Source organism: Streptomyces sp. NPDC006872 (assembly GCF_040635845.1).
In the GTDB taxonomy this organism is placed as follows: Bacteria; Actinomycetota; Actinomycetes; order Streptomycetales; family Streptomycetaceae; genus Streptomyces.
The window spans coordinates 383,921-405,261 of sequence record NZ_JBEYIL010000004.1 but is presented as its reverse complement, the minus strand read 5'-3'; the positions used below and the strand labels follow the sequence as shown (position 1 = coordinate 405,261).

Genomic DNA, 21,341 nt, shown 5'->3' with positions numbered 1-21,341 from the left:
GAAGAGCGCGCACCGATGACCACCACCGTGTCCCCCGCCCCCGTCCGGCAGATCGTCCCGCCCGAGGACCTGTACGCCGCCGAGCTGGCCTTCCTCGCCGCGTACGACGACGGGCCCCGCCCGCCCGCCTGGCGGCTCACCCCGCGTGCCGTCGTCACGTTCGTGATGGGCAGCGACGGCCGGGCCCTGAAGCTGCCCGAGGGCGCCGAGGCGGCGGACGGGGTGCCGCGCCGGCTGGTCGTGCAGGGCAAGTTCGTCGGCGACCGGGCGCTGGTGGAGCGGTGTGTGGTCACGCTCGCGGGTGAGCGCGGTCTGCTGCTCGTCGGCGAGCCAGGCACCGCCAAGTCGATGCTGTCCGAGCTGCTGTCCACCGCCGTGTGCGGCACCAGCGGTCTGGTCGTGCAGGGCACGGCCGGCACCACGGAGGATCAGCTCAAGTACGGCTGGAACTACGCCCTGTTGCTGGCGCAGGGGCCGAGCCGACAGGCGCTGGTGCCCTCACCGGTGCTGACCGCCATGTCCCGGGGCGCCATCGCCCGGGTCGAGGAGGTCACCCGCTGTCTGCCCGAGGTACAGGACTCCCTGGTCTCGCTGTTGTCCGAGCGGCGCATCGCCGTGCCCGAACTGGCGGGCAGCGACGACGCGTTGGCCCATGCCGCGCCGGGCTTCAACCTGATCGCCACCGCCAACCTGCGGGACAAGGGCGTCTCGGAGATGTCCGCGGCCCTCAAGCGCCGCTTCAACTTCGAGACCGTCGGCCCGATCCCGGACCTCGACGCGGAGACGGCACTGGTGCGCAGCCAGGCACGGGCCTCGGTGGAGCGGGCCGGGGCGCCCTTCCAGGTCGACGACGCCGTGCTGGAGGCACTGGTCACCGCCTTCCGCGACCTGCGCGAGGGGCGGTCGGCGGAGGGCTGGGAGGTGGAGCGGCCGTCCACGGTGATGAGCACCGCGGAGGCGGTGTCCGTCGCGGGCGCGCTGGCGCTCGCGGCGGCCTACTTCCCCGGCGACCGTGATGTGCTGGGGCTGCTCCCGGGCCATCTGCTGGGCGTGGTCCGCAAGGACGACCCCGCCGACGCGGCCCGGCTGCGCGGCTACTGGGACGGCCCCGTCCGCCGCCGCGCCGAACAGGGCTCCGCCACCTGGCGCACCCTGTGGGACCTGCGCACCGTGCTGGAGGGCTGACGGCCGTGTCCCACCTGTCCCACCTCGACGAGGCCCTCGCCGCGCTCACCGACCCGGCCGCGCCCCACCTGATCGGCGTACGGCACCACGCGCCCTCACTGGCGGCCGCCATGCCCGCGCTGCTGGACGAGGCGAAGCCGGACGTGCTGCTCGTCGAGCTGCCGGCCGAGCTGCAGGAGTGGCTGCCGTGGCTCGGGCACGAGGAGACCCGGGCGCCGGTCGCCCTCGCCGCGGCGCCCGCCGACGGACGGGGCGGCGGCGGGCCGGCGTTCTATCCGTTCGCCGACTTCTCCCCCGAGCTGGCCGCCGTGCGCTGGGCCGCCCGGCACGGCGTCCCGGTGATCGCCTGCGATCTGCCCCTGGCGGACCGGGCGTGGGGCGAGGGACGCGAGGGCTCGGCGCAGGGCGAGCCCCTCGGACTCACCGGCGCGCTGCGGGCCCGGCTCACCGGCCGCCCCGGGGACGACCTGTGGGACCGGCTCGTCGAGGCCACCGCCCCGGGCTCCCCGCCCGAGGCCCTGCGCCGGGCGGCCCTGCTGACGGGGTGGGCGCTGCGCCAGGACGCGGTCGCCGCCGACGGCGTACCGGAGCTGGACCTGCGGCGCGAGCACTGGATGCGCTGCCGGATCGCCGAGGCCACGGCCCACGGCGAACGCGCCGCCGTGATCGTCGGGGCCTTCCACGCCCCGGCGCTGACCGGAACGACAGCGACCACGGCGGAGGGAGCAGGAGCGGCAGTCGAGGGGCCCGGCGAAGCGGGTGGGCCGGGGCGCGGTGAGCGGGGTGACTCCGTTGCTCCTGGACGGACTTCGTGGGTCACCTCGTTGATTCCGTATGCCTATGCGCTGCTCGACGAGCGGTCCGGTTATCCGGCCGGGATCCGGGACCCGGAGTGGCAGGACACGGTGTTCCGGGCGGCGGGGGATCCGGCGGCGTTGGAGGAGTCGCTGACGCGGGCCGCCGTGCGGGTGTGCGCGGAGTTGCGGGGTCTCGGGCATCCGTCCGGGCCCGCCGACGCGCGCGAGATCACCCGGCTCGCCTCGGACCTCGCCCGGCTGCGCGGGCTGCCCGCCGCGGGCCGTGGCGAGTTGGTCGAGGCGGTGCAGACGGTCCTCGCGCAGGGTGAGCCGTACGGGCGGGGGCGGGCTGTCGCGCGGGCGATGGAGCGGGTGCTCGTCGGCACGCGCACCGGACGGCCGGCGCCGGCCGCGCCGCGCAGCGGTCTCGCCCCGGCGGTCGAGGCCGAGGTCGGGACGCTGGGCCTGCCGGGCCCGGAGAGCGCCTCGGGTGCGACCCGGGATCTACGGCTCGACCCGCTGCGCTCCGACCTGGACCGCCGCCGTGAACTGCTGCTGCGCCGGCTGACGGTGTGCGGGGTGCCGTACGGGGAGCCCAAGGAGGTGGTCGGCGCGGGCGGCGCCGAGGCCCTCACCTCCCGCTGGGAGGTGCGTTGGACGCCGGCGACGGCGGCCATGCTGACCGCGGCCGGCGTGCGCGGGGTCACCGCTGCCCAGGCGGCCGAGGGAGTGCTGCGGGAGCGGCGGCGCGCTGAGCGGGACGCGGGCGGGTCGACGGCCGCGCAGGTCCTGCAAGGACTCGCGGAAGCCGCGGAGTGCGGGCTGCCCGCGCTCACGCAGGAGCGGCTCGACGATGTCGCCGAGGTACTGCCCCAGGCCGGCACGCTGCCCGAACTCCTCGCCGGCCTGGAGCTGTCGGACCGGCTGCGGGCCGGTCATGTGCCGGGGCTCGGCTCCGACGAGGACCGGGCGGCGCGGGCGGCCGCCGTCGCCGAGCTGCTCACCGCGGCCGCGGTACGGCAGGTGGACGGCCTGACCGGTGCCGAGGATCCGGCCGACGCCCATGCCCTGCTCGAACTCGCCCACCGGGCCGACCTGTTGGGCGGCGTCCGGCTCACCGAGGCGCTGGCCCGGCTGGCCGCCGAGGGCTCACCGCTGATGCGCGGCGCCGCCGGGGCCGTCCGGGTGCTGCTCGGGCAGGAGGACGCCCGGGCCTTCGGCGACCGGGTCGCGTCCTGGGTGGACGGCGCCGTCGATCCCGACTCGCGGTCGGCCCTGACCGCCCGGCTGAGCGGGCTGCTGACCGCCGCGGGTCCGCTGCTGGAGGCCGCGGCGCCCGCGCTGGAGCCCCTGCTGGGCCGGGTCTCGGAGTTGCCCGACCGGGAGTTCCTCGACCGGCTCCCCGCGCTGCGGGGCGGGTTCGAGACGCTGAGCCCGGCGGCGCGCGACCGTCTCCTCGCGTCCGTCGAGGAACGCCTCGGCGCCGGGCGCGTGGCCGACACCGAGGGCCTGGATCCGGCCGCGCTCGCCGCATGGGCCGGCGCGGACCTCGCGGCCCGCGCGATGCTGCGGTCGCTGGGACTGCTGCCGGCGACAGCGGGCGACACCCGCCGAGACCTCGTCGACCGGGACCTCCCCGCAGAGGTCGCGCCCTCGGGGGGCGAGGGGCCCGAGGCCGAGGAGCGGCTCCTCTCCCCCGCCGACCGCTGGCGGCTCGTGCTGGGCCGCCGTCGCGATCAACTCCCGTCGTCCGCCCGCTCGTTGGCCACCGCTCTGGACGAACTGTACGGCAGCGGGCGCGGCGAGGGCAGCAGAGGGGATCTGACGGGCCCGGGGGCCGGGGGCGGCCGGGAGACGCCGTATCCCGGGGTGCGGGAGTGGGCGCAGGAGCTGGCCGTGCTGTTCGGCCCGGGCATCCGGGAGGAGGTGCTGGCGGCGGCAGCCGCGTCGGGCCGCAGGGACGTGCTCGCGGAACTCGACGCGGACAGCGTGCGCCCCTCGGTCGATCTGCTGCGCACGGTGCTGCGGCATGCGGGCGGGTTGCCCGAGGCCCGGCTGGCCGCGCTGCGACCGCTCGTACGGCGGCTGGTCGAGGCGTTGACCCGGCAGCTGGCCACGCGGCTGCGGCCCGCCCTGCACGGTACGGCGCTGCCGCGCCCGAGCCGGCGGCCGGGCGGCGGCCTCGATCTGCCCCGCACGCTGCGCGCCAACCTGGCGACCGCCCGGCGCGGGCCGGACGGCACGGTCCAGGTCATCCCCGAGCGCCCGGTGTTCCGTACCCGGGCGCGGCGGGCGGCCGACTGGCGGCTGATCCTGGTCACGGACGTGTCGGGGTCCATGGAGGCGTCGACGGTGTGGGCCGCGCTGACCGCCTCGGTGCTGGCCGGGGTGCCGACCCTGTCCACGCACTTCCTGGCCTTCTCCACGGAGGTCATCGACCTCACCGGCCATGTCGAGGACCCGCTGTCGCTGCTGCTGGAGGTCAGCGTGGGCGGCGGCACGCACATCGCGGCGGGTCTGCGGCACGCGCGCGAGCTCGTCACCGTGCCGTCGCGGACCCTTGTCGTGGTCGTCAGCGACTTCGAGGAGGGCTATCCGCTCGGCGGGCTGCTCGCCGAGGTGCGGGCGCTGGTCGGCGCGGGCTGTCATGTGCTGGGCTGCGCCAGCCTCGACGACACGGGGCGGCCGCGCTACTCCACGGGCGTCGCGGGTCAGCTCGTCGCCGCGGGCATGCCCGTCGCCGCTCTCAGTCCGCTCGAACTGGCCCGCTGGGTAGGGGAGAAGATCGCATGAGCCCGGACCTGTTGCCTCCGGTCGCCCCGGCCGTCACCGCCGAACTCGTCGAGGCGCTCTCGCCCCGGCTGCGCAAGCGGCTGGACGCGGGCATCGCCAAGCTGGCGGCCCGTCCGGTCGTCCGCGAGGGCGACACCGTGCGGATCGCCGTGGACGACGACACCGACCTCGAACTGCACGCCCCCGGCGGCACGGTGACCGACGCGGACGCGATCCGCTGCGGTTGTCTGCTCGCGCCCGACTGTCTGCACCGAGCGGCGGCGGCCTCGGCCGCACCGGTCGCCGACGACACTGCCGACGCGTCGCCTGCGCCCTCGCAGAGCTCGCAGAACTCGCAGAAGGAGACGGCCGAGGGCGAAGAGTCCTCGCAGCCGTCGGCCGTCGAGACCGCCGCTCCCGACCGACTCGCCGCCGCGCGGGCCGTGTTCGAGGCGGCGGCCGCCGTGCTCGCGGCCGGTACGGACGGCTCCGGCGCCGTGCTCCAGGCGGAGCTGCTGCGGGCCGCGCACAGCGCACGGCTCGCGGGTCTCCCCCGGGCCGCCGCCTCGGCGGTCTCCGTCGTCACCGGGGTACGCGCGGCGCGCTCCGCCGATCCCGCGTACCGACTGCCCGATCTCGTCGACGCCCTCCGTAGCGTCCTCGGCGTGGCCCACCGCCTGCCGTTCGCGACCGGGCGGGACCTGGCCGAACTGCGCGGCTCCGTACGGCAGCCGTACACCCCGGACGGCTCCCTGCGGCTGTACGGGCTCTTCTCCGAGCCGATCCTGACGGCGAGCGGGTACGCGGGCGCGGTCACCTGGACCGCCGACACCGAAGGTCGCCTCTACACGGTCTCCGACGTGGCCCCGGGCGGTCCGGGTCGGGCGACCGGCGCCGCCGACCGCGCCGTGCGGATCGGCGACGCCTCCCTGACCCACCGTGAGCTGTCGCGCGCGGGGCTCGCGGTCTCCGGTGCGACCGTCTCCCCGACGGGTCGGCTCGGCGCGGGGGCGGGGGTGCGGGCGGTGCGGGCGGTCGGCGCCGCCTGGAGCGAGGCGCCGCTCGACCGGCTGTGGACGGTGCCCGCCGCCGAGCAGGTCGCCCGGGCCCTGAGCGGCGGCCCCGGTGACGGCCACGGCCTGCTCTTCCTCGACGTCACCCTGGCGGGCACGGTCCGTGAGGCGACGGGCGACTGTCTGCTGGCCGACTGCGACGGCCTCGCGCTCCGGCTCGCCATGGCGCACGACGACCCCGCGCTCCCGTACCGCGACAATCTCCGTCTGCTGGCCGCCGCCCGGGGCAAGCGGCTGCGGATCGTCGCCCGTCTCGCGCCGGGGCCGGTGCCGCGCGCGCTGCTGCTGGCCGCCGAACACCCCGCCGGGGCCGACGCCCGGGTGGACCTGGGGCTGGACCGTCTGCAACGCGCGGACCTGCCCGCGGCGGCGGCCTCGCCCGCCTCCGCTCCCCCCGTGGACGAGGCCCCGCTGCACCTCCTCGGTCGTCGAGTGCAGCAGACCGTGTCGGGGGGCCGCCGGGTGCTGTCCTTCCCCGGCGGCGGGGCGGGCGACGGAGGGCGGCTGCGTCGGGTCGGTCTCGCCACCGCCGCCGACCTCCTCGACGAACTTCAGGCCGCCGCCGCGGACCGCTCCCGCGACGCCTTCGGCCGTCTGCTCCCGGCCGACGCCGACCGCTTCGCCCGCGCCTGGCTGGCCTCGGCCGTGTACACCGCCGAGGTCGAACGGGCGCTGTGCGCGGCGGCGTGGGGAGCGAGCGGGCAAGGGGTGACGACTTCACCGGAAGGCGTGCGCATCTAGGTCAGGATCTGACCTCTATCGGTCCTAACGTGGTGCTCGTGACCGCGGGAGAAAGTGACCGCGGGACAGATGATCCCGGAACAGCACTCACGGAGGCCGTCATGAGCCAGCCCACCCCCCTCGAAGAGACCGCCGCAGCCCCGGCCGTCAGCCGCGAGCGCGCCGACCTGCTGGAGACGCTCGCCGAGCACCGGCACTTCCTGCGCTTCACCACCCGCGACCTCACCGACGAGCAGGCCGGGCAGCGGTCCACCGTGAGCGAGCTGTGTCTCGGGGGTCTGATCAAGCACGTCGCCTCCGTGGAGCGCAACTGGGTGAAGTTCATCCTGGAGGGCCCGTCGGGGATGCCCGACTTCACCAAGATGACGGAGGACGACTGGGCCGCGCGGGCCGCCGAGTTCCGGATGCTGCCCGGCGAGACGCTGGCCGGGGTGCTGAAGGAGTACGAAGAGGTGGCCCGTCGTACCGATGAACTGGTCGTGTCGCTGCCCGATCTGGACGCGGATCACGAGCTGCCGGCGGCCCCGTGGAACGAGCCGGGCGCTCGGCAGTCGGCCCGCCGGGTCCTGATGCACATCGTCGGCGAGACCGCGCAGCACGCCGGTCACGCGGACATCATCCGTGAGGCCATCGACGGCGCGAAGAGCATGGGCTGACCATCACCCGACTTCGAAGACGTGCGCCTGCCAGGCCTCCAGGGCCACGAACAGGCCCGGGTCGGTCAGTTCGTCGCCGGCGCGGTCGTACGACTGCGAGGTGAGCAGGTCGGTCAGGCGGTGATCGTGTCCACGCAGGTCGCCCCAGGGCAGGGGCAGTCGGGCCTGGGCCGGGCGGTCGGATTGGTTGACGACGACCAGATGGCGGGCGTCCGGGTGGGTCCAGGTCCAGGCCAGCAGGTTGCGGCAGGTGTCGTTGTCCGGCCAGCCCGTCGGGGCGAGCGGTCGCCATTCGCCCCGGCGGACGGCGACCGCGGCCGGCAGCAGACGGCGGTGGAAGTCGCGCGCCGGCTCGTCGACGGGCTCCCGCGGTCTGCGCGCGAGGAACACCGGCGGCCGTACCCGGCGCCCCTCGAACTGGCCCTCGTGCCAGAGGGTCGCGCCGGGCAGGGTCGCCACGGTGACGGCGGCCGCCCGGCCGCGCGCACCGGGCAGGGTGGCGGCGGCCCGTGGCTCGTCGTGGTTCTCCAGGAAGCGGACCAGGCCTCGCTGGTAGGCGAGGTCGGCCCGGAGATGGGCGCGCACGGAGTCGGCGTCCTCGTGGACCAGACGATCGTGGAGCCGTTTGTCGTAGCAGTGGTCGAAGCCCTGCTGCTGAAGGGACCACTCGAGGTCCCAGTACGCCTCCGCGACGAAGAGCAGGTCGGGGTGGCGCTCACGGACCCGCGGAAGGACATACGGCCAGAAGTCCTCGGCGGGCACCGGTCCCGCCCGGTCGCCCCAGGTCTTCGCGAAGACGTCGTTCATCAGCAGCATCGCCATGTCGCAGCGCACGCCGTCCGCCTGGTCGCCGATGGCCACCAGCGTGTCCACGGTCGCCGCGCGCAGGCCGTCGCTGAAGGCGTTCAGCTGGACGACGTCCGGCCAGGGCGGGAAGAACGGGTCCCGGCCGCGGGCGTAGACGCGGTCGGCGGCCTCGACGAAGTCGCCCGGCGCCCGCGCCAGGTCGTCCGCGGTGCCCTGGATCAGGCGGTCGGGGTGCGCGGTGAGCCAGGGATGGTCGGGGGCGACATGGTTGGGGACGTGGTCGAGGATCAACCGCAGTCCGCGTAGGGCCAGTTGGACCCGGGCGGCGGCCAGTCCGTCCGGTCCGCCGAGGGCTGCGTCGACGACGTAGTCCCGTACGCAGTAGGGGGAGCCGACGATGTCGGCGTCGGTGAGATCGGGCAGGGCCTCGCGGAACGAGGTCAGCAGGCCCTCGTCGCGCAGTGCGATCCGCAGCCCGGCGGGGCTGCGCTGCCAGACGCCCATCAGCCAGACCGTGTCGACACCGGGCACGGCGATCTCGTCCCAGGCCTCGCCGGGCACGTCCCCGAGGGTGACGCGGCGACCGTGTCGGACGCTCAACTCACCCAGCCAGACAACGGTGTTGATCTCGTAGAGCACCGTCATGACAGCGGCTCCTCACGGTTGCCGTCGGAGCTGCCCTCGCCCTTCGGCCGCAGGGACTCCCGGCTGCCGCGCTGCCATTCGTCGGCGGTGAGGGTGTGGAACAGCGTGGTGGTGGCGGCCACCAGTCCGGTCCAGCCGGTCTGGTGGGAGGCGCCGAGGCCCGCGCCGTTGTCGCCGTGGAAGTACTCGTAGAACAGGATCAGGTCCTTCCAGTGCGGGTCCTTGGCGAACTGGGGCTGCGCGCCGTGCACCGGGCGGTGGCCGTCGGCGTCCCGCAGGAAGGTGGCGGTGAGCCGGTCGGAGATCTCGCGGGCGACCTCGTAGAGGTTCATCAGGCGTCCGGAGCCGGTCGGGCACTCCACACGGAAGTCGGGGCCGTGGTAGCCGTGCAGGTTCAGCAGCGCCCGGATCAGGAGCAGGTTGATCGGGAACCACACGGGTCCGCGCCAGTTGGAGTTGCCGCCGAACATCCCCGAGTCGGACTCGGCCGGCAGATAGCCGACGCCGTAGGTCCGGCCGTGCACCTCGAAGGTGTACGGGTGGTCGGCGTGGTGGCGGGAGAGGGAACGGATGCCGTGCGGGCCGAGGAACTCGTCCTCGTCGAGCATGCGGGCCAGGACGCGGCGCAGCCGGTCCTCGCCGAACAGGGCGAAGAGATAACGGCCGTCGGCATTGGGGTCCGCGGTGACGTGCTGGGAGACGAAGGCCTCGACGGCCGGGTGTCGTTCGATGAACTCCTTTGCGCCCTGCACCAGTTGGGGGAATCGCTGGTCCGCCCGGCCGCCGATCACGCTGGTCGCCGCCAGCGGTATCAAGCCGACCAGCGAGCGCACCTTCAGCGGGGTCGCGGTGCCGTCGGGCAGCCGCAGGACGTCGTAGAAGAAGCCGTCCTCCTCGTCCCAGAGGCTGGCGTTGTCCTTGCCGACGCGGTTCATGGCGACGGCGATCCACGCGAAGTGCTCGAACAGGGTCTGCGCCTGCTCGACGTACACCGGGTTGTCGACGGCCAGTTCGATCGCGATGTCCAGGAGGTTCTGGCAGTACAGCGCCATCCAGGCGGTGCCGTCGGCCTGGTCGAGATGGCCGCCGGTGGGCAGCGGGGCGCTGCGGTCGAAGACGCCGATGTTGTCGAGGCCGAGGAAGCCGCCCTGGAAGACGTTGTTGCCGTCGACGTCCTTGCGGTTGAGCCACCAGGAGAAGTTCTTCATCAGCTTGTGGAAGGCGTTCTCCAGGAAGGCGCGGTCGGCGCGTCCGGTGCGGTGCTTCTCCAGTTCGTAGACGAAGAGGGTGGCCCAGGCGTGCACGGGCGGGTTGACATCGCCGAAGTTCCACTCGTACGCCGGGATCTGGCCGTTGGGGTGCAGATATAGGCGGCGCAGCAGCAGCTCCAACTGCCCCTTGGCGAAGGCAATGTCGACCATGGCCAGGGCGAGGGTGTGGAAGGCGAGGTCCCAGGCCGCGAACCACGGGTACTCCCAGGTGTCCGGCATCGACATGATCTCGTCGTTGACCATGTGGTACCAGGCGCTGTTGCGGATCCGGGGGTCGGCGGCGAGCGGGTCGGCGCCGTGCTCGGCGAGCCAGCGCGCGACGTCCAGGCCGTAGTACTGCTTGCTCCACAGCATGCCGGCCAGCGCCTGCCGGACGAGGTGTCGTTCGTCCTCGGCCATGCCGTCCGGGGTGAGGCCGTCGTAGAAGGCGTCGGCCTCGCTCCGGCGCAGGTCCACGGTCGCGTCGAACTCCCGCCAGGGGTCGGCGAGTTCGGTGTCGGTCAGGCGCAGCCGGAGGGTCCTGCTGCCGCCGCCGGGGACGGTGAGCGCCTGGTGGACGGCCGCCTTGGTGCCGGTGCGCGCGGGGTCGACGGCAGCGGTCTCGCCGTGGACGACGTAGCGGCCGATGCCGTCCTTCACATAGGGGGTGGCGTTCGGGCTCCCGAAGATCCGCTCGTTGTCGGTCTCGTTGCCGGTGAACAGGAGTTCCGCCGTGCCGTCGTGGTAGAGCCAGCGCGGGCCGAGTTCCTCGTGGTCGGCGCGGATGCCCCCGTCCGTCGCGCGCAGTCCGGGCACGGCCTCGCCGCCCGCCCAGGACCAGGTGTGCCGGAACCACAGGGTCGGCAGCAGGTGAAGCACGGCGTCGTCGGGGCCGCGGTTGTGCGCCGTGATCTCGATCAGCAGATCCTCGGGTCCCGCCTTCGCGTACTCGACGAACACATCGAAGTAGCGGTTCTCGTCGAAGGCTCCGGTGTCGAGGAGTTCGTACTCCACGTCGCGGCGGCCGCGCGCCCGGTTGGCGTCGACGAGGTCGGCGTAGGGGAACTCGCCCTGCGGGTACTTGTAGAGGTACTTCATGTACGAGTGCGTGGGCGTGTTGTCGAGGTAGAAGTAGTACTCCTTGACGTCCTCGCCGTGGTTGCCCTCGCTGTTGGTCAGCCCGAACATCCGCTCCTTGAGGATCGGGTCGCGGCCGTTCCACAGAGCCAGGGCGAAGCAGAGCCGCTGCTTGTCGTCGCTGACGCCGGCGATGCCGTCCTCGCCCCAGCGGTAGGCGCGCGAGCGGGCCTGGTCGTGGGTGAAGTACGACCAGGCGTCGCCGTCGGTGCTGTAGTCCTCGCGGACCGTCCCCCACTGGCGCTCGCTCAGATAGGGTCCCCAGCGCCGCCAGGGCGCCGCGCCCCCGTCGGCCTCCGCCAGCCGCCGCCGTTCGGCGTCCGCCGCGCCGTCGCCGTCCGTCATCGCCCGTCCTCCTCGCCACGGCCCGGCGTCGCCCGGAGCCGTACGTCCACCCTCGACCGTCCGGCACCGGCCCGCAATGACATGGCCGGTGCATCGGCTCCAGTTGGGCCGAACGGATGACGGGCGTGGAGTTCGACGGTCGGCCGTCCGACGACCCGACGATCGCCGGCGCTCTTGACGGCCCGTATGTGACCGATCACAATCCCCGCATGAACGTGACCGGTCACATAGAGGCTCTGCCGAGGCGCCTCACCGTCGACCTCGCCGTCTCCGAGGGCCCGGTGCTCCTCGGCGCGAACGGCGCGCTCTACGGGCTGAGCGACGACGGCGTGCCCGGCGACGCCGTACTGGAGCCGTTGAAGATCACCAGCGTCTCGCAGAAGCCGGAGGGCGGCGCCCAGCATCCCAACGGGGACGCGCTCTCGGTCTCCAGGTCGTTCTTCCGCAACGGCGGCGGGGAGATCAACGTGCTGATGCAGGACGTCTACGCCCAGTGGCCGTACGAGGATCTCGGCATCGACGACTACCTCCCCAAGGTCGACGAGATCGTCAAGGAGGTGTCGGCCGACCCGAGCGGCGACCGCTTCGTCTACATCCCGTTCAACGAGCCCGACCAGATCTGGTACGACCTCGGCGTCGCCGACCAGAAGCAGTACGAGGCCAACCGCGACCGCTTCTTTCGGGACTGGAAGACCGTGTACGAGCGCATCCGTGCGGTCGACCCCGACGCGAGGATCGCGGGCCCCAACGAAGCCGCCTACCACGCCCGCCTGTTGACCGACTTCCTCGCCTTCGCCAAGCGGGAGAACGTCCTGCCCCAGGTGCTGACCTGGCACGAGTTGGACTCGGGCTCACTGCGGGACTTCCAGGAGCACTACGACGACTATCGTTGCATCGAGGGTGAGTTGGGCATCCCACCGCTGAGGATCAGCATCGACGAGTACGCCAACCGCCGTGACCTGTCCGTGCCGGGGCAACTCGTGCAGTGGGTCTCGATGTTCGAGCGCAACAAGGTGTACGCCAACCAGGCCTACTGGGACGCCGCCGGCAACCTGGACGGCAATGTGGTGCGGACGAACATCCCCAACGGCGGCTGGTGGCTGTTCCGTTGGTACGCGGGGCTCACCGGCGACACGGTCGGCGTCACCCCGCCGCAGCCGAACACCGTCGACACCCTCCAGGGTCTCGCCTCCCTCGACATCTCACGCCGCCAGGCCCAGGTGCTGCTCGGCGGCTCGGACGGCGACGCGGACGTCGTGGTGCACCACCTCCCCCGGTCCGTCTTCGGCCGTGCGGTCGGCGTGACCGTCGCCGAGGCCGCCTGGTCGGGCTACGAGGGGCGGCACGCCGCTCCGCACGTCGTCATGCGGACGAAGCTCGAGGTGGCGGACGACGGCTCGGTGACCGTCCCGCTGCGCGGCCTGCGCCGGATGTCGGCGTACCGGCTCGTCCTCACCCCGGGCGGCACGGGTACCCCGGCCCCCGCCGCCGTCCCCTGGTCGGCGTCGTACGAGGCCGAGGACGCGGCCGTCACGGGCGGCCGGATCCAGACCCACGGAACGGTGAGCGACCCCAACGGCTATGCGGCCTCCGGCACGAAGGACGTCGGCCCCCTCGACACCGCTTCCAGCAAGGTCGACTTCACGGTGGCCGTACCGGTGGACGGCATGTACGACCTGGCGATCCTGTACGGCAACCAGTCCGGCGCCCCGGCCACCCAGAAGCTGTCGGTCGACGGCGCGGAACCGGTCACGGTGACGTATCCCTCCACACAGAACTGGCACTACCGCGCCAGAAAGGACCTCGGCGTGGAGCTGTCCGCCGGCTCCCATGTGCTGACGCTCGCCAAGGGCGACGCCGAGGTCACCCTCGACCGCATCGACCTGACCGCGCGCACCGGCGCCCCGTCGGCGTCGTACGAGGCGACGCTCGCGGACATCGGCGGGAACCCGTCGTACGACTACTCCTCGTCGGCCGGAGTGGGCACGGGCGCCCTCGTTCTGCGCAAGGGCGACAAGGCCGTCTTCGACGTGTACGCCCCGCGCGACGGCTACTACACGGTGGTGCCGCGCACCTCGGCGGCGGTCCGGCTCACCGTGCACGGCGAGCTGGTGACAGCGACGCCGAGCCGGCCGCTGCGGCTCTACCTGGTCGCGGGCAACAACCGTGTCACGCTGACCGCCGGCCACGCGGCGGTCCGGTCCCTCGACGTCTCGGGCGAAGGCTCGACCACCGGCACCCTCTCCTACCAGGCCGCGTCCGCCGTCCTCACGGGAGGAGCGAGGCTCGTCGACTCCGTCCACGCCTTCGGGGGCTCCTGCATCGGCGAGCTCGGCAACAGCCCTTCCAGCACAGCCGAGTTCACCGTGCACGCGCCCACCGCCGGCCGGCACATGCTGGTCGTCCACTACGCGCACAACGACCGCCGCGACAACGGCCACGCCTACAACACGGACATCGCGTCCCGTACGGCGGACATCACGGTCGGCGCCGGAGCGCCGCGAAGGGTCACCTTCAAGAACACCTGGAGCTCGGACGACTACTGGACGCTGGGCGTCCCCGTCGACCTGGAGAAGGGCGCCAACAGAGTGACCTTCGGGAACGCGAGCGCCTGGGCCCCGAACATCGACCGCATCGAACTGGGCCGGGTCGTCCGCCAGTCGTAGCCCGGCTCCTCCGAGAGCCGGGCTGCGATTTCGGCGGACGGCCTGTCAGCGGCCGATCAGCGGCCGACGCCGATCAGGCCCGTCAGATAGCGCCACAGCGACGAGCGCTGCCGGACGGCCGGGTCCGGCAACGCCGTCTCGGCCGATTCCGACTCCGACTCCGCTGTCGGGGCGTGCACCGACGGCGGCTGCGGCATCGCGGCGAGCTCGTACCGTACGGGCAACGAGCGCAGCCCTCGCATGAACGGCGAGGAACGCCACGGCAGTTGGTCGACGGGGAGCGCGAGGTCCAGGTGGGTGAACCGCTCGAACAGCCGGCCCACGCCGACCGCCGCGACCGTCGAGGCGAGCTCGCGCGCCGGGCACTGGCGCCGGCCCGCGCCCCATGACAGGTGCGCCCGGGTACTGACCGTGGTGCTCGGACACACGTTGCCGGCGAAGAGCGGGTCCGCGTGGGCCGCCGCGGAGGAGACCCACACCGGGTCGCCCGCGCGGATGGTGTAGTTCCCGAGCTTGGTGTCCTCGGCCGCGAACCGCGGAACGAAGTTCACCAGCGGCGGCTTGCGCATGACCACCCGGTTCATGCTCTCCCTGACCATCCCGGCGGACAGGCTGGCGCGCACGCCGCCCTCACCCGAGATGACTTCGACCACCGTGTTGGAGATGAGGATCCCGACGTGATCGGAGGTCATGCCCAGCAGCATGAACAGCTCACGGGCCAGTTCGTCGAGGGAGAGTTCGGGGTGGGCCGCCAGCAGATACGAGGGGAAGTCCTCCCCCGGCGTCTTCAGCTTCACCGCCGCGAGTTCCGCCAGGGCCCCCAGCAGCCTCTCCAGTGCCGGCTCCGCGTCCGGGCCCGCGTCCAGTACCCGCCACATGTCCATCAGCGCATCGTCGCCCTGCGAACCGGGGAAGCCGAGCAGATGGCTGGCCACCATCAGGGGCAGCGGACGGGAGAACTGGGCGGACAGGTCCGCCAGGCCCGTGCCGCCCGCCTGCCCCACCAGGCTGATGAGTTCGTCGGCGTAGACGGTCACCGCCGTCTTCAGCCGCTTCGCCTGGGGGTGACGCGGGTCCTGGAACGGTTTGAGAGCCGCGTCCCAGGCCGTCCTGAGCGGCCGGTAACCGGGGCCGCCCTGGATCAGCACATGGTTGACCTCCAGGGACGGTCCGAGCGGCCAGTCGGCGGGCACCCGGCCCTCCGAGCGGGCCCGCCAGTTCTCCAGCCCCTTCGGCCACCCGGCGTCGTCCTGAAGGACTTCGAGCGCCTCGCGGTAGCCGAGGACCAGCCAGGCGGGCACGCCGAGCAGATCGACCGGCGCGACCGGGCCGTACCGCTGGCGCAGGCTCTCGTAGACGAGCGAAGGGCGAGTCTCGTAGTCCCTGGTCAGCAGCGGTTCAGGGGACAACGTCTCCAACGTCGCCCCCTCGAGGTCCACGGATCCGCCATCGCCCACCTGGGATTCCATCAATCTGCCCGCCCCTCAGACACTCCCCGTACCGGCACCTCCCCATTCGGTGACCGGAACCGGGGGGACCTTATCCCAGGCCCCGCCCGGGGTGAACTACGGGGGCACGGCTCGGGGCGATCTCCGGCCGCCGTCGACGAGCCGTGTCCGGGGCCGCGGTCCGCTGCGTGCGCAGGCCGACCCGCAAGCGGCGCAGGGTCAGCCCAGGAAACTCACCCGTACCTGGCGGTCGGGGTTGTCCTTGTTGGTGTCGACCAACCTCCGTTAGGACAACCCCAGACTAACGGGAGGGCGGCGCACACCAGGCCGATTCCGGGGTCATACCGCACTCGCACTGCACGGGCCTCAGAACACCCTGAGGTCGCGGATAGCTTCGTCGCTCTCGTTCTTGATCGCGCCCTCCCAGGAGCGGCTGTCCTTGATGTCGGGCCAGAGCTAAGGGGGCCGTCCCGCCACACGGCGAACAGGGGCCGCTCGTCCGCGCGACGTTCGCCCGCAGCGTCCCAACTTGTGGCGAGGCAGTCCTGGTTGAGGGCGGCCTTCCTCGCCCGTTGCCGTTCCTGGTCAGCGATACGATCCGAACTTGCGGCTCGGGTTCATGGGCCGATGTGCACGAACGCGGCCCACAGGCTGGGACTGTCGGGGTAGCACACACTCAGGTTGCGATGGTCGTGGAGCGGCAGCCCGGAGCCGTCGCTGTGACAGGCGAAGTGGACCAGTTCGTGGTCGGGAAGTGCAGCACATACCGCGTCGTGGGTGGCTTGTTCGCCGGCCAGCACCTGCGCGCCGTACCGCTCGGCGAGATGCCGTGCTTCTGCCGCCGCACCCTCGATGGGTGCGGCACCCGGCGTTTCCGGCATGGCGACGGCCAGGAGCCGCAGCGCTGGGGACGCAGCGATGTTCGCTGACGCTCGGCGCAGCATGCCGAGCGTCAGCGCATAAGAGGAGCAGGCCTGATGAAGAGCTTGACCGGCAGCGTGGAGCGGTAGCTGGGCGAGTGCCCCGTCCGGCAACACCACAGGAATCGTTCCGGTGAGTTTCTCTTTTTGCCGCTGGAGATTGGGATTCGAGCTCCTCCCGAGTGAGTCGGGGATAAAAGAAGCGCCTCACGGCGCACAGAACGCGCAGACGCGGTCCCACGGCGGGTAGTCGGCAGGCATGGCCACTTGATGCCGTTGTCGCAATGCCGTTGCTTGAGAGGTGCACGTAATTCCTCTCCCCGGCACGGTGACCGCCGGGGTGCTGGTTCGTTGACCGGGCATGCATCCATGGATCGGGTTATCCGATGACATCCGACCCGGGTTGCTCACCGAGTGGATCGTTCCTGAGCTGGTGGACCGACTGGACCCGTCGCCACCACCACGCAACGCTGCAACACCAGGGCCTCTTGCAACTCGCTGGATTCGACAACCGCGAGCTGCCAAGAGGCCCTTCCTTCATGCCTCAACACCGCTCAACTCACCCGAACCAGCCTGCTGTTCGAACCCCACCGACCACACGAGCGGATAGAGAGCAGCCAGTCACCCGGCCGAGCTTCCTAGCTCTTCAGCCACCAACGGCTTTCAGCGTTCCCAACCTACCCATCAAACAGTGAGGCTCGTGGCGTTGCGGAATGTAGTGGTATCAGGGCATGGACAGCAAACGGCGCGTGCTGATCGTCACCTACGACGGTGCACAGATTCTCGACATCGCCTGCTCCAGTGGCGCGTTGGACATCGCCAACCGGTATGGCGCCGAGCCGCCGTACTCGATCGAGCTGGGGACCCTGGGCCGTCGGCCATCCGCCAGCGCAGATTGTCCGCCTGCCAGTACAGGCCACGGCCGTAGTCCACGCCGCGTGTGGCCCGCGGACTGCCGACCGCCGCCTCGTCGCCGGTCGTGACCTGGATCTGCCAGGTCTGAACGCCTTCCGTGCCGGGGCCGCGTGGCGGAGATGGACCAGGGTGGCCACCCACGACGTGCTGGCCTGCTGGTTCGGCGTGGACCGCTCGCATCACCCGGGCCGTCGGCGAGGTGCGGCCCCTGCTCGCCGAGCGGGGCTGCACCATCAGCTCCGACGTACGGCTGCGCACCCTGGCCGAGGTCATCGACCACCTCGGCGCAACCGGGAAGACAGGCATCATCGACGGCACCGAGATCCGTGTCCGCCGCCCGGCCCAAGGACGCAAGGGTCGGGACAAGTTCATCTCCGGAAAGAACAAGCAGAACGCCGTCGAATCCATGGTGGTCGCGGACAGCGAAGGACGCGTGCTGTGGTGCGGCCCGGCCAAGCCCGCAAGCTGCGCGGACATCACCCACGCGGGCAGCCCCTCGGGGGTGAGGGGCTGCCCGGCACAGCGCTCGCGCAGGTCGTCGTAGCCGGCCTCGAGTGTCTCGGAGTGCGTGAACAGCGCGACCGAGGCGACGCGGCCGAAGCCGGTCAGCGTCGAGGCCGGATGGGCGAGGCCGGAGACGTTGACCACCGTGCCCGGGCCGGGCTCGTCGGGATCGCTGCCCGGGACGGTGACAGCGACGCCCGACGGGTCCCGCGGGTCGGAGTCCTGGCCGCGCATGAGGCCGGGGTCCTTGTGGCCGTAGAAGATCCACAGATTCAACGCGTCCTCCAGGAGCACCGCACGGTCGGCCCGGCGCACCAGCTCGACCCCGGCCGCCATCATCCGGGCATCGCCCCCGTGGGCGCGGGCCTCTTGGACGAGGAGGAAGAACACCTGGGTGGGCTTGGCGGCGAGGCCTCCCGCATCCGGCTCGGTCGCGGCGTGCAGGCTGTACGCGGATCCGGCAGACTCAACGTCCACCGAGCCGGCGACCAGCTTCACGTGAGCGGTCGTCAACTCCCCCGGCTCCCGCACCCTGAGTAGTGGCCGAACCGCGGCAGGCCGTAACTCGTCCCGTGCAGGACGTAACTCGTCCCGTGTCGGCCAGGCCCGTCTCCGCGCCCTCCGAGGCGTCGTCCAACGTCGTCACCCCGCCGTCGTCACCCCAGCGGCCGGGCGGCTGTCGGCACGGTGGCCACGTACGGCCTCCGACAACGAACGGACGAGCTCTCACACCGCATCGGAACCTGCGACCGAGCTGTGGCCAGGGCGACGGTGAAGTGGAGCGGCCGGGGTCAGTACCCGGCCGGACGGGGCGGTCTCCATCATGACCGTTCGCCGGGCTTGGCAGAGCGTGAGCATGGCACACACCTCCCGCTCGATCCCTTTGGGGTCACCACCGATTTGACTGACCGTCGGACTTCCGGAGTGCGTGATCTCGCATTTCCCCAATGTTCACCTCCCGGTCCCGACAGCGCCGCAGCCTTGGGCGGTCGAACACACTTGATCGGAGGCCGGATGGAGAGCACCCCTCACGGTGACTACTCGGGCACGCGGTTGGACTGGAACGAATGCCCCCTGGGTCCCTCGCCCCGTGGCATCGCCCGGGTACGAGCGGCGTCCACCGCCCTGCACCGCTATCCCCGGGGCCTCCTGGGCGAGGTCACGGCGGCGGTGGCGGCCGACGAGAACGTCAGCTGTGACGCCGTGCTCCTCACCAACGGCGTGGACGAGGCCGTCGACCTGGTCCTCGCCCTCACGGACACCGCCTGGTACGTGTCGCCCGGGTTCGACTCATACCCCGACCGGGCCGTCGTCCGCGGCGTGGCCATGAACCGGATCGGCCTCGACGCCGACTGGCAACCCACCGTCGCGGCACACCGGCTCAAGGGCCGCGGTACCGTCTTCGTCGCCCAGCCGCACAACCCCACCGGCAGCCTGTTCCGCGCCGATTGGCTCGACGACGTCGTGCACGGGGCGGACCTGGTCTTCCTGGACACGACCTACGCCGACTTCTCCGACGACCCCGCGGCCTGGGCACCTGCCTCGCGCCCAGCCGGCCGGCATCCGCGGCTGCTGCACTTCCGCAGCTTCTCCAAGAGTCACGGACTGGCAGGCATCCGCCTGGGCGCTCTGATCGGCGCCCCGTCGCTGATTCGGGAGCTGAGCCGCCGTCAGAGGTTCCACTCGGTCGACTCGGTCGCCCTCCACGCACTCGCCGGTTCCCTGGAGGACCCCGAACACCGTGCCCGCATCCGGGAGCAGGTGCTGACGCTGCGGCCCCGGTACGTCCGTGCGCTGCGTCGGCATCCGCTGTTCGCCGAGGTCCGCGACACTCACGCCAACTTCGTCGTGTGCCGGTGCCTCCCCGGAAGCGACTCGGCCGACGTCACACGGGCGCTGGCCGAGGCCGATGTGTGGGTGCGCGACTGCGCTCCGCTGGGCCTGGCCGGCTGGCTGCGGATCTCCGTCGGTACGGCCGACGACCTCACCCGCCTCCTGTCGGCGCTCGACAGCGTCCACACCCATGTGCCCTTATCCCGCCTCACCTCCCGACCCCTTGGAGCACCGACCCCGTGAGCACCACCCCCGACCTCGTACCGGCCGACTCGCACCAGGCCGACTCCATACCGGCCCACTCGGTCCCCACCGACTTCGAGCACCGGCTCGTCGAGGCCATCGAGCCGATCCGTCATCTCGCCCTGGCACACGCCTTGTACACAGTGATGGACAACGATGTCTACGACACTCTGGCCGGGGAACCGGGCCTGACCACCGCCGACCTCGCCAAGCGGCACGGTCTCGACGCCGAGCGGCTGGGCGGACTGTGCCGATACCTCGCGAACGAGGGCTATCTGGCACAGCACGTCCCGGACGCCGAACCCCGCTGGCACCTCACCGCCAAGGCACGCGCCCTCGCGCCCTTCCGCCCCTGGTACACCCTGCTCGTCGGTGGATACGCCCAGACCTTCGGGCAGCTCGGCGCGGTACTCCGCGAGGGCGCGCCGTGGGCCACGCGCGACGGGGCCAAGGTGGGCGCCGGATCGTGCGGGATGAGCATGTACGACGCTCTGCCCCTGGCCAACCAACTGCTCGACGGCCTGCCCGGGGACGGACTCACCGTGGTCGACCTGGGCTGCGGCGACGCCGCCTTCCTGACCGAACTCGTCCGCAGCCGTCCCGGACTCCGTGGCGTCGGCGTCGAACCGGACGAGGTTTCGAGCCGGCTGGCTGCGGAGCGGGTGGCAGCCGAAGGCCTCGCCGACCGGATCACCATCCATCGGGGCCGTGCCGGCGACGCCGGCACGGTCGTGCTCCCGGACGACGGCCCGGTCTGCTTCCTCACCGCCTTCGTCCTCCAGGAGATGCTGGAGCAGGAGGGGACCGGCGCGGTCGAGAACCTGCTGCGCGAGACGATGGCGCACCGGCCCGACGCGCACTGGCTGGTCATCGAGGTCGACAACCGCTTCGACGATCCGGCCACCATGGCCCACGCACTCGGCCGCGCCTACTACAACCCGTACTACCTGCTGCATGTCATCACCGAACAGCGGCTGGAGAAGCGGGAGTTCTGGGACGGGTTGTTCGAGCGCGCCGGTCTGCGCACCGAGGCGTTCGCGCATCCCGACCCGCGCGTCGACTCCACCGGCCTGGAGCTCGGCTATCTGCTGAGGGGCAGCGGCGGCGAGAGCGTCTGACGCGAGGGCGGGGGCAAGGCCGCGTCACACCTCGTCACGCCTGACATGACGGACCGGTCGGCCGCGGCCGACCGGTCAACGCCCGACGCCGACGGCCGGCGTCCCCGCGCGCCCCGCTCACGCCCTCCCCAGGGCCGCGCCCTCGCCCTGGCTCCCTCCTGCCCCCTGCCCTGCCTCTCTCCCTGTTCCGCACTCGCCCCGGCACGCACCCACACCTGGTTCTCCCGCCCAACCCACTGAAAGACGCCACCGTGCCCGACTGCCCGCGTCCCGTACATGCCGCCAC

12 protein-coding genes are annotated in these 21,341 nt (G+C 72.3%); 8 read left to right on the top strand and 4 right to left on the bottom strand.

What is annotated here, in order from left to right; genetic code table 11:
• Positions 1-15: 15 nt before the first annotated feature.
• From ABZ725_RS14970 to ABZ725_RS14955, 4 genes are all read left to right on the top strand, one after another.
• A complete protein-coding gene (locus tag ABZ725_RS14970; RefSeq protein WP_358803101.1) occupies positions 16-1,185 on the top strand; it encodes an AAA family ATPase in 1,170 nt (389 codons plus the stop codon).
• Between the two features lie 5 nt (positions 1,186-1,190).
• Positions 1,191-4,775 carry a DUF5682 family protein gene (locus ABZ725_RS14965; RefSeq protein ID WP_358803100.1) on the top strand — a complete coding sequence of 1,195 codons (3,585 nt, stop codon included), beginning with the start codon at positions 1,191-1,193 and terminating at the stop codon, positions 4,773-4,775.
• On the top strand, positions 4,772-6,568 hold the full coding sequence (locus ABZ725_RS14960; RefSeq protein WP_358803099.1) for a hypothetical protein: 1,797 nt from the start codon (positions 4,772-4,774) through the stop codon (positions 6,566-6,568). The genes ABZ725_RS14965 and ABZ725_RS14960 overlap by 4 nt, the downstream gene beginning before the upstream one ends.
• Positions 6,569-6,669: 101 nt before the next feature.
• Positions 6,670-7,224, top strand: a complete 555-nt coding sequence (locus tag ABZ725_RS14955; protein ID WP_358803098.1) for a DinB family protein — start codon at positions 6,670-6,672, stop codon at positions 7,222-7,224.
• Between the two features lie 3 nt (positions 7,225-7,227).
• Here ABZ725_RS14955 and ABZ725_RS14950 read toward each other — a convergent pair whose 3' ends face one another.
• Positions 7,228-8,676 carry an alpha-amylase gene (locus tag ABZ725_RS14950; RefSeq protein ID WP_358803097.1) on the bottom strand — a complete coding sequence of 483 codons (1,449 nt, stop codon included), beginning with the start codon at positions 8,674-8,676 and terminating at the stop codon, positions 7,228-7,230.
• Entirely contained in the window at positions 8,673-11,408 is a 2,736-nt protein-coding gene (locus ABZ725_RS14945; protein WP_358803096.1) for a glucosidase, read from the bottom strand. The genes ABZ725_RS14950 and ABZ725_RS14945 overlap by 4 nt, the downstream gene beginning before the upstream one ends.
• A 209-nt stretch (positions 11,409-11,617) precedes the next feature.
• On the opposite strand from ABZ725_RS14945, the gene ABZ725_RS14940 reads away from it, so the two are divergent.
• On the top strand, positions 11,618-14,074 hold the full coding sequence (locus ABZ725_RS14940; protein ID WP_358803255.1) for a CBM35 domain-containing protein: 2,457 nt from the start codon (positions 11,618-11,620) through the stop codon (positions 14,072-14,074).
• Positions 14,075-14,130: 56 nt separating this feature from the next.
• On the opposite strand, the gene ABZ725_RS14935 is transcribed toward ABZ725_RS14940, so the two are convergent.
• Entirely contained in the window at positions 14,131-15,543 is a 1,413-nt protein-coding gene (locus ABZ725_RS14935) for a cytochrome (RefSeq protein ID WP_358803095.1), read from the bottom strand.
• A 596-nt stretch (positions 15,544-16,139) separates the two neighbouring features.
• Positions 16,140-16,562: a CHAT domain-containing protein gene (locus ABZ725_RS14930; protein WP_358803094.1), complete on the bottom strand. Its 423-nt coding sequence runs from the start codon at positions 16,560-16,562 to the stop codon at positions 16,140-16,142.
• 892 nt (positions 16,563-17,454) lie between these two features.
• Between ABZ725_RS14930 and ABZ725_RS14925 the strand changes: the two genes are divergently transcribed.
• The 3 genes from ABZ725_RS14925 to ABZ725_RS14915 all read left to right on the top strand — a co-directional run bounded on the left by ABZ725_RS14925 (position 17,455) and on the right by ABZ725_RS14915 (position 21,055).
• Entirely contained in the window at positions 17,455-17,901 is a 447-nt protein-coding gene (locus ABZ725_RS14925; protein ID WP_358803093.1) for a transposase family protein, read from the top strand.
• A gap of 974 nt (positions 17,902-18,875) precedes the next feature.
• Complete coding sequence (locus ABZ725_RS14920) at positions 18,876-19,937, top strand: histidinol-phosphate transaminase (protein ID WP_358803092.1); 1,062 nt, start codon at positions 18,876-18,878, stop codon at positions 19,935-19,937.
• On the top strand, positions 19,934-21,055 hold the full coding sequence (locus tag ABZ725_RS14915) for a 2-ketoarginine methyltransferase (RefSeq protein ID WP_358803091.1): 1,122 nt from the start codon (positions 19,934-19,936) through the stop codon (positions 21,053-21,055). Before ABZ725_RS14920 ends, ABZ725_RS14915 begins: the two co-directional genes overlap by 4 nt.
• The last annotated feature ends 286 nt before the right edge of the window (positions 21,056-21,341 follow it).

What these genes read in the sequence shown, in the direction of transcription:
- ABZ725_RS14955 (WP_358803098.1), top strand. Translation starts at nt 6,670, where the DNA reads ATGAGCCAGCCCACCCCCCTCGAAGAGACCGCCGCAGCCCCGGCCGTC.
- ABZ725_RS14940 (WP_358803255.1), top strand. Translation starts at nt 11,618, where the DNA reads ATGAACGTGACCGGTCACATAGAGGCTCTGCCGAGGCGCCTCACCGTC.
- ABZ725_RS14920 (WP_358803092.1), top strand. Translation starts at nt 18,876, where the DNA reads ATGGAGAGCACCCCTCACGGTGACTACTCGGGCACGCGGTTGGACTGG.
- ABZ725_RS14945 (WP_358803096.1), bottom strand. Translation starts at nt 11,408, where the DNA reads ATGACGGACGGCGACGGCGCGGCGGACGCCGAACGGCGGCGGCTGGCG.
- ABZ725_RS14935 (WP_358803095.1), bottom strand. Translation starts at nt 15,543, where the DNA reads ATGGAATCCCAGGTGGGCGATGGCGGATCCGTGGACCTCGAGGGGGCG.
- ABZ725_RS14970 (WP_358803101.1), top strand. Translation starts at nt 16, where the DNA reads ATGACCACCACCGTGTCCCCCGCCCCCGTCCGGCAGATCGTCCCGCCC.
- ABZ725_RS14950 (WP_358803097.1), bottom strand. Translation starts at nt 8,676, where the DNA reads ATGACGGTGCTCTACGAGATCAACACCGTTGTCTGGCTGGGTGAGTTG.
- ABZ725_RS14960 (WP_358803099.1), top strand. Translation starts at nt 4,772, where the DNA reads ATGAGCCCGGACCTGTTGCCTCCGGTCGCCCCGGCCGTCACCGCCGAA.